This is a genomic window from Autumnicola aciditolerans, assembly GCF_041679265.1.
Lineage (GTDB): Bacteria > Bacteroidota > Bacteroidia > Flavobacteriales > Flavobacteriaceae > Autumnicola.
The window spans coordinates 251,978-259,614 of the sequence record NZ_JBGFSM010000005.1; the positions used below are offsets into that span (position 1 = coordinate 251,978).

Consider the following 7,637-nt stretch of genomic DNA (forward strand, 5'->3'; position numbering starts at 1 on the left):
AATCATGTACCTAGGCTTCCTTACTCCCGAATATCCCCACTCCTCCACAAATGCTTCTGCAGGCCTGGGCAGTAGTATTAAAAATATGGCTACAGGATTGGTAAATGCAGGGATTGAAGTTACTGTTTTTGTCTATGGCCAAAAAACAGATAATAGATTTAGGGAAGAAGGAATTAATTTTCACCTGATAAAGCAGAGGAATTATAGATTCCTGGGTTGGTACCTTTATCGCAAACATCTTCAGGCGTACCTTAATAAATTTATCGTTTCAGAAAAAATAGATGCCATAGAAGCCCCGGACTGGACCGGGATCACGGCATTCATGCAACTGAAGTGCCCATTGGTTCTTCGTGTGCATGGCAGCGATGCCTATTTTTGCCACCTGGAAAAAAGGCCTCAGAAAAAGAAGAATTTCTGGTTTGAGAAAACAGCCCTTAAAAGTGCCAATCACCTTATCTCTGTAAGTGCTTTTACGGCAGAAAAAACACAGGAACTATTTCAGCTAAAAAAAGAAATACAGGTTATTCCCAACGCTATTGATGTGAATAAATTCATTCCAGATCAAACAAAATTCGAGCCTGATACCATTCTTTACTTTGGAAGTATCATCCGGAAGAAAGGGGTTTTGGAACTGGCACACATCTTTAACCTTATAAATCAGATCAAGCCGAATGTAAAACTTAGCATGGCAGGGCGCGATGTATATGATATAAAAGAAGGAATTCCAACCTCCACTATAATGAAGCAAAAGCTTTCTGAATGTGCCAATAAAATGGTCGAATGGAAAGGCATGCTTCCTTATGATGAAATATTAGATTTAATAGCTGCAGCCTCGGTAATCGCCCTGCCAAGTTATGCCGAAGCCTTACCAATGACCTGGATAGAAGCAATGGCCATGGAAAAAGCATTGGTCACTTCAAATATCGGCTGGGCCAGGGAAGTGATGGTAAATGGGGAAACCGGTTATACGGTTGCTCCCGAAAATCATCAGGAGTATGCGGAGAAAATAATAGAATTACTGGAGAATAAGAAAATGGCAGAGAAAATGGGTGAAGCCGCAAGGAAAAGGGTAAAGCAACATTTTTCTACGGAGGTGGTGACGCGGCAGAATATATATTTTTATAAGCAAATTATAACACACACATGAGATCGCGTCGCTTCACTGCGTTGCGCTCGCGAGGACAACATGAAAAAAAATTAACCCCGACGTTTCGCTCTCGATGACACCTTCAGAACAAAATTAACTCCGGTATTGCGAGTCCCGAAGGGACGTGGCAATCCGCTGTAGGTAGTCACACACATGATCGGGACTAACTAAGAAGCAGATTGCTTCGGTCGTCCTCTGGACTCCCTCGCAATGGCGGTATGCTAATGATGCGACCCCACAATCATCCCAGAGGAATCCCATTAAAAATCCAGCCATCGGATAAATCCTTCCAATCGGGATTCTGTTTATTAATGAGTAGCTCCTTCTTTAACCTGCTTCCCGCCTTTATTTTTTTCTCATAGGCAATAGCTTCCACTATATTTGGAAACTCCTGAAAATAAACCAGCTTATCACAATTATACCGACTGGTAAAACCTTTATAAAATTTCGTTTTATGCTGGTACACCCGCTTAAGAAGGTTTGAAGTAACCCCTGCATAAATCACGGTATTATTCTTATTGGTCATTAAATACACGTGGCATAGCTTCATGATTAAATATAGTAAAAGATCGCGTCGCTTCGCGCGCGAAGACGTTTATTAACCTTGTGGCCTTCATTTCGTTTGCGAGGGGGTTCAGCCAAAAATTCCTACTTTAGCTTCCTGGAACAGAAATCAAAATCCAATATGCCCAAACGGAAAATCTGCGTAGTAGTTACCGCCCGCCCTTCCTATAGCAGGATAAAAACGGCACTAACCGCCATACAGGCGCATCCGCAGCTTGAATTGCAATTGGTGATCGCAGGCTCCGCACTTCTTGACAGGTACGGGAATGCTGTAGATTTTATCGAAAAAGACGGGTTTCCTATAGCGGCAAAAGTTTTTATGGTACTGGAAGGGGAAAATCCAACTACAATGGCCAAAACTACCGGGCTCGGACTTATGGAACTCACCAATGTGCTCTATAATCTAAAACCTGATGCGGTAATTACCATAGCCGATCGTTTTGAAACCATTGCGACTTCTATTGCAGCTGCTTACCAGAATATCCCGCTGGTCCATATTCAGGGAGGGGAGGTTACCGGTAGTATAGATGAAAAGGTGAGGCACTCCAATACCAAACTGGCCGATCTTCATCTGGTTTCCAGCGAAGATGCCCGGGAACGGGTAATCAAACTTGGGGAAGATCCCTCTAAAGTGATCAATACGGGCTGCCCTTCTATTGATCTGGCTAAAGAAATAAAAGAAAATCCAGAGCTTGATTTTGACCCTGTTAAAAAATACGGAGGGGTTGGCGCCGAGTTTTCCTGGCAGGATGGATATGTAGTGGTAATGCAGCATCCCGTGACTACAGAATACAAAGAAGCTAAAATCCATATTATGGAAACGCTTAAAGCGGTTAAGGCATCGGGATATCCCGCTTTTTGGTTTTGGCCCAACGTAGATGCAGGGTCTGATGGGACTTCTAATGGCATAAGAACTTTCAGGGAACTGGAACAGCCAAAGAATATTCATTTCTTTAAGAATATGAATCCGCTGGATTTCCTGAAATTACTGAAAAACGCAAAAGTACTCGTTGGCAATTCCAGTGCAGGAATAAGGGAATGTTCTTATCTTGGGGTGCCGGTGGTAAATATTGGCAACAGGCAAAACCGGAGAAGCCGGGCGCAGAATGTGGTTGATGTTGATTATAATGAGCAGCAAATTCTTAATTCCATAGAAGACGGGATTGCAAAAGGCCATTTTCCTCCTTCAGAAATTTATGGAAATGGAGAATCCGGAAAAAAAATCGCCGAAATCCTGGCTACTGCCGAACTTACTTTTTCCAAAACAATTTCCTATTGACACCTGTTGAAATCTGGGTTTTTTAAATTGTATGGCGGGTGTGGCTCCTTCAATGCGATCCTTCATTGCGAGTCCGCCGCAGGCGGAGGTGGCAATCTGCCAATAGAATACTTCCATTCATGATCGTGACTAACCGACAGGCTGATTGCTTTGCTTCGCTCGCAATGACTTAACCGACGGAGGGATTACCAGGGATGCTCCGCGCCCTCGCAATGACGATGCTACAAAAAATCCTATCTTTGAAATAAAAACCATTGAAAATCTTAGGAATTATACCGGCTCGTGGAGGAAGTAAAGGCATTCCCCGGAAAAACATAAAGCTCCTTGGTGGCAAACCCCTTTTAGCATACACTGTTGATGCCGTAAAAGCTTCAAAATATCTTGATAACTGCATCCTGAGTTCAGAAGATGATCCAATTATCCAAACAGGTATAAACCTCGGGCTGGAAGTGCCATTTAAACGTCCGGAAGAACTGGCAGAAGACCACAGCACTTCTCTCGATGTAGTTAAACATGCTATTGCTTTTTTTGAAAAAAACAATGTCTTTTTTGATGCCATTTGTCTTTTGCAGGTAACTTCTCCTTTCAGAAAAAAATTGCTAATTGATGAGGCTATTCAAAAATTTAAGAAATCCGGTGCCGATTCCCTCCTTTCGGTAAGGCAAATTCCTGCGGAATTTAATCCGCACTGGGTTTTTGAAGAAAATGAAAATCAGCGTTTAAAAATCGCGACAGGAGAAGAAGAAATCATTACCCAGCGCCAGCAGCTTCCAAAAGCTTATTATCGGGATGGGGCCATTTACCTCAGCAAAACCGAGGTGATAAAAGCTCAAAATTCTTTATACGGAAAAGATATTTCTTTTATAGATACCACCGGAAGTCCTTATGTGAATATTGATGAAATGAGAGATTGGGAAGAAGCAGAAAAAATTATAAAAACTGAAAAATGGAAAAAGGGAAATATTAGCTAAGATGCCATTTTGCATTTAAGCAGAGCTTAAACCGGTTAGTCTCACTTAAAGATATCGGAGTGTGAACCCACACGAACAAGTTTAATTATCTTTTCCTTTTCAATTTGAATCCAAATTAGTAACCTGTCTGGCCTTATATGGCATTCCCAATTATCCTTGAATTCCCCTTTTAAAAGGTGTGGCCTCATCTTTTGCGCGATTCCTTTCACTCCTTTAACCTCAAGAACCTTTAACACCATTCTAATATCTTCCAGGTCTCCTTTATACTTTTTTAGATCTTTTTTGAATCTTGTGGTCGGAATTAGAAGATACATCTTATATAGAGTCCAAAAATTTATCAATATCAGATATAGGCTTTAGATCCTTATTGTTTCTTGCTTCCTCTAAAGCTTCCAATGTTTTGTCATTAGGTTCCTTTTCAACGACTTTAGACAAAATCAGCTCTACATAATTATTAAGACTTCTTTTATTCCTTTTTGCCTGTTCCTTTAATTCTTCAATAAGCTCTTTTTCTAATCTGAAGGCGGTTTCGACTTTCATAGTAAATTTTCTTTCTAAGATAGGATATAACATGATGTTATACAAGGATTTAATTTAGTAACTGTTTGCCCTAAATCCTACTCTTTTAATATTTATAGGAATTTCTAAGATACCTCAAAAGGTGGATTATTTTTATTGCTTATTATTGCCATTACTAATCATTAATGCCGAAAGGAACAGAGATGTTTTCTGATCTTCCCCGGCTGCGAAAAATATTATTTAAATAGAAATGTGTGGTATTGCCGGAATTATTTCTAAAAATCCTTCAGAAACAGCCCTAAAAAGCATGCTGAAAAAGCAGGCTCACCGTGGCCCTGACCATACCGGCATATTTACAGACCCCGGATTTGCAGCTTTAGGACATAACCGACTTTCTATCATAGACCTTTCCCCGGAAGCCAACCAGCCATTTTATGAGCCTTCAAAAAGGTACTATCTTACCTTTAATGGCGAAATTTATAATTATAAGGAATTAAAAAATGAACTGAAAAAGGTCTGGAATTTCCGAACCACTTCAGATACCGAGGTTTTGCTGGCTGCCTTTATCACCTGGGGAAAAAAGTGCCTGCATAGGCTGAATGGCATGTTTTCCTTTGCCATCTGGGATTCCAAAGAAAAAAAACTATTCGCTGCCAGAGACCGTTTTGGAGTAAAACCTTTCTATTATAGTTCCCATTCAGGATCATTTTATTTTGCCAGCGAGATTAAAAGCATCCTGACCGTTACTCAAAAAGATGCTCCAAATATAGCAGTCTGGGCTAATTATTTTTCATTTGGTTCCTATGGAATGCCCGATGAAACTTTTTACAAAGACGTGCATCAACTTCCCGGAGGCTCTTATCTTGAATATTCCGAAGAAAAAATTACAATTACCAGATGGTATAATTTTGAAAACCGGATTAGAAAAAATCAGGTAGAATATAATTTTGAAGAGGCAAAAGAAACCTATCTGCATTTGCTTAAGGACAGTATTAAGCTTCGGATTAGGGCAGATGTTCCGGCAGGTTTCAATATTAGCGGTGGCGCAGACAGTTCATTATTACTGGCCCTGGTAAATTTATATGAAGAAAACAGCCATATTAATGCCTATACTTTTTATACCGGCGATGGGCGATATGATGAATTGCCTTGGGCCAGGGAAATGATCGCACAAACACAAAATCCGCTTCATGAGGTAAAATTAGAAGTAAATGAAGTAGCATCTTACGGCAGCTTTATAGCCAAAGTACAGGAGGAACCTTTTGGAGGGATCCCCACCCTGGCTTATGCAAAGATATTTTCTGAAGCCAAAAATGATGGAATAAAGGTGCTTCTTGACGGGCAGGGAATGGATGAGCAATGGGCGGGCTATGATTATTACCTTCAAAAGGAAAATACAGGAAAAACCATACAGGGCGTGGGTGAAAGAAGCCCTTTCAGGCCGGAAGCCCTTCAAGAGCATTTTAGGGCGGCTGCAAAAAGACCGGTCTATCCAGAGCCCTTCGGTAACCGACTTCAAAATCTGCAATTCCGGGATCTTTTTTTTACTAAAATTCCGCGAGCCCTGCGCTTTAACGATCGTATTTCTATGATATACAGCACCGAACTAAGGGAGCCGTTCCTGGATTACAGGCTGGTGGAATTTGCATTCTCACAACCCGAAATATATAAAATTAAAGCTGGTGTCCAGAAGTTTCTTTTGAGACAAATATTACAAGACCTTGTTCCTGCAAATCTCAGTTATGCACCTAAACGCGCACTGCAAACCCCACAACGGGAATGGCTGGGCAATGACCTTAAAGCATGGGTGGAATCGAATTTAAATCAGCTAAAAAACTCCAGTATGGCTGACTGGTTTAACTATGCTGAAATTGAAAAAGAGTGGCAAAAGTACCTGGCGGGTGATCATAAAAGTAGTTTCCACCTCTGGCAATGGATAAATGCAGCGATGCTATCAGAAATTAAATAAATCTGGAATCTTCCAAATTATACAAAAACGGGCAGCTTTTCATTAGCCCATCCTGTACTTCTTTAATTTTTTCGGCTTTGGGAAGATTGGGTTTTTCCTTTACCAGGTTTTCCAGTTCCCTTAATGACTTTTTATGCTGAAGAAATTCCGGCTTGTAAACCGGAATTGCTACCGATTCCAGATAATCGGGATATTTAACCCCGTCTCCAAAGATCTTATTTGAAAATTCTACCCAGATACCTGGAATTTTGTAAGCATGAGAAATAATTAGCCCGTGCAGGGAAGAAGATATGGTTTTTTCGCAACTCAGGATTTTCCGGGTCACTTCTTCCACATCAAGCGTCATCATATCTATCACCAGAATATCCTTATTTTCAGCATACATTTTAACTGCCAATTGATAATCATGGTAGTGTGGAATAATACCAATTTTATACGCTTTCTCAACTTCCGGGTAAAAATATAAAGGCAGGAGTAAAGCGGGATCGCCATAAACTTCAGGGCAGCTGTGACCGGTATCCAACAGGAATTTTCTGGTATGTGGCCCGCGTACCGCCCTAAAATCGGCTTTAGCTATTTGATGCTTCCTGTCTATAATTCCACTGCCCCAAACAATGCTATCTTTTGTGGCATGAGGCAAAATGCTGCCAATTGCCAGGTAATTGTTCTTGTTAAATTTGTACCAAGGCTGTTTTTTGGGCTGCACAAATTTCACTTCACGCCCACTTATCTTTTCTACCAGATATTTGGAAAGTAAATCTCCATAATTCTCTTTGTCCTTAAAAATAAATTTTCGCTCACTCCAGTAGAATAAGGGTATGGGATTGGTGGGTTTCAATTTTTTTCTGTTGTGGGTTGTTTGTTGTCTGTTGTTCTGTTTTTATTTCTGTTCCTGCAGTTGATTAATTGCCAAGTCTCCCGCAGAATGCTTTTCCTTTTTAACTCATTAACTCTTTTACTTTTTAACTTCACCCTTCACTTCACCCGCAGAACCCGCTGATTTCCGCAGAAAAAACTTCATTAAACCTATTTTCAATTATCCATTATCCATTCTTTCATTGGCTCATTTCCTCATTAACTCTTTTACTTTTTAACTTCACCCTTCACTTCTCCCGCAGAACCCGCTGATTTCCGCAGAAAAAACTTCATTAAACCTATTTTCAATTATCCATTATCCATTCTTTCATT

8 protein-coding genes are annotated in these 7,637 nt (G+C 40.5%); 4 read left to right on the top strand and 4 right to left on the bottom strand.

The genetic code is table 11. From position 1 onward, the window contains the following. The first annotated feature begins 4 nt into the window (after positions 1 to 4). Positions 5 to 1,147, top strand: coding sequence for a glycosyltransferase family 4 protein (locus tag AB8M93_RS07340; RefSeq protein WP_373056922.1), 1,143 nt, complete (start codon positions 5 to 7; stop codon positions 1,145 to 1,147). Positions 1,148 to 1,388: 241 nt separating this feature from the next. Here AB8M93_RS07340 and AB8M93_RS07345 read toward each other — a convergent pair whose 3' ends face one another. Then, on the bottom strand, positions 1,389 to 1,697 hold the full coding sequence (locus AB8M93_RS07345; RefSeq protein ID WP_373056923.1) for a GIY-YIG nuclease family protein: 309 nt from the start codon (positions 1,695 to 1,697) through the stop codon (positions 1,389 to 1,391). Positions 1,698 to 1,832: 135 nt separating this feature from the next. On the opposite strand from AB8M93_RS07345, the gene neuC reads away from it, so the two are divergent. Together neuC and AB8M93_RS07355 are read left to right on the top strand one after the other, a co-directional pair. Next, positions 1,833 to 2,990, top strand: coding sequence for a UDP-N-acetylglucosamine 2-epimerase (gene neuC, locus AB8M93_RS07350; protein ID WP_373056924.1), 1,158 nt, complete (start codon positions 1,833 to 1,835; stop codon positions 2,988 to 2,990). 254 nt (positions 2,991 to 3,244) lie between these two features. Next, the gene (locus AB8M93_RS07355; protein ID WP_373056925.1) at positions 3,245 to 3,961 is read left to right on the top strand and encodes an acylneuraminate cytidylyltransferase family protein; all 717 of its coding nucleotides are present in this window, start codon (positions 3,245 to 3,247) and stop codon (positions 3,959 to 3,961) included. A 41-nt stretch (positions 3,962 to 4,002) separates the two neighbouring features. Here the strand turns inward: AB8M93_RS07355 and AB8M93_RS07360 are convergent, their stop codons facing one another. Then, positions 4,003 to 4,275 (bottom strand): type II toxin-antitoxin system YafQ family toxin, encoded by a 273-nt coding sequence (locus tag AB8M93_RS07360; protein WP_373056926.1) that lies wholly within the window; start codon positions 4,273 to 4,275, stop codon positions 4,003 to 4,005. A gap of 1 nt (position 4,276) precedes the next feature. Then, positions 4,277 to 4,501 carry a TraY domain-containing protein gene (locus AB8M93_RS07365; protein ID WP_373056927.1) on the bottom strand — a complete coding sequence of 75 codons (225 nt, stop codon included), beginning with the start codon at positions 4,499 to 4,501 and terminating at the stop codon, positions 4,277 to 4,279. Positions 4,502 to 4,730: 229 nt separating this feature from the next. On the opposite strand from AB8M93_RS07365, the gene asnB reads away from it, so the two are divergent. Next, complete coding sequence (gene asnB, locus AB8M93_RS07370) at positions 4,731 to 6,449, top strand: asparagine synthase (glutamine-hydrolyzing) (protein ID WP_373056928.1); 1,719 nt, start codon at positions 4,731 to 4,733, stop codon at positions 6,447 to 6,449. Here asnB and AB8M93_RS07375 read toward each other — a convergent pair. Further along, positions 6,442 to 7,287, bottom strand: a complete 846-nt coding sequence (locus AB8M93_RS07375) for a polysaccharide pyruvyl transferase family protein (RefSeq protein WP_373056929.1) — start codon at positions 7,285 to 7,287, stop codon at positions 6,442 to 6,444. The genes asnB and AB8M93_RS07375 overlap by 8 nt on opposite strands. Between the last annotated feature and the right edge of the window lie 350 nt (positions 7,288 to 7,637).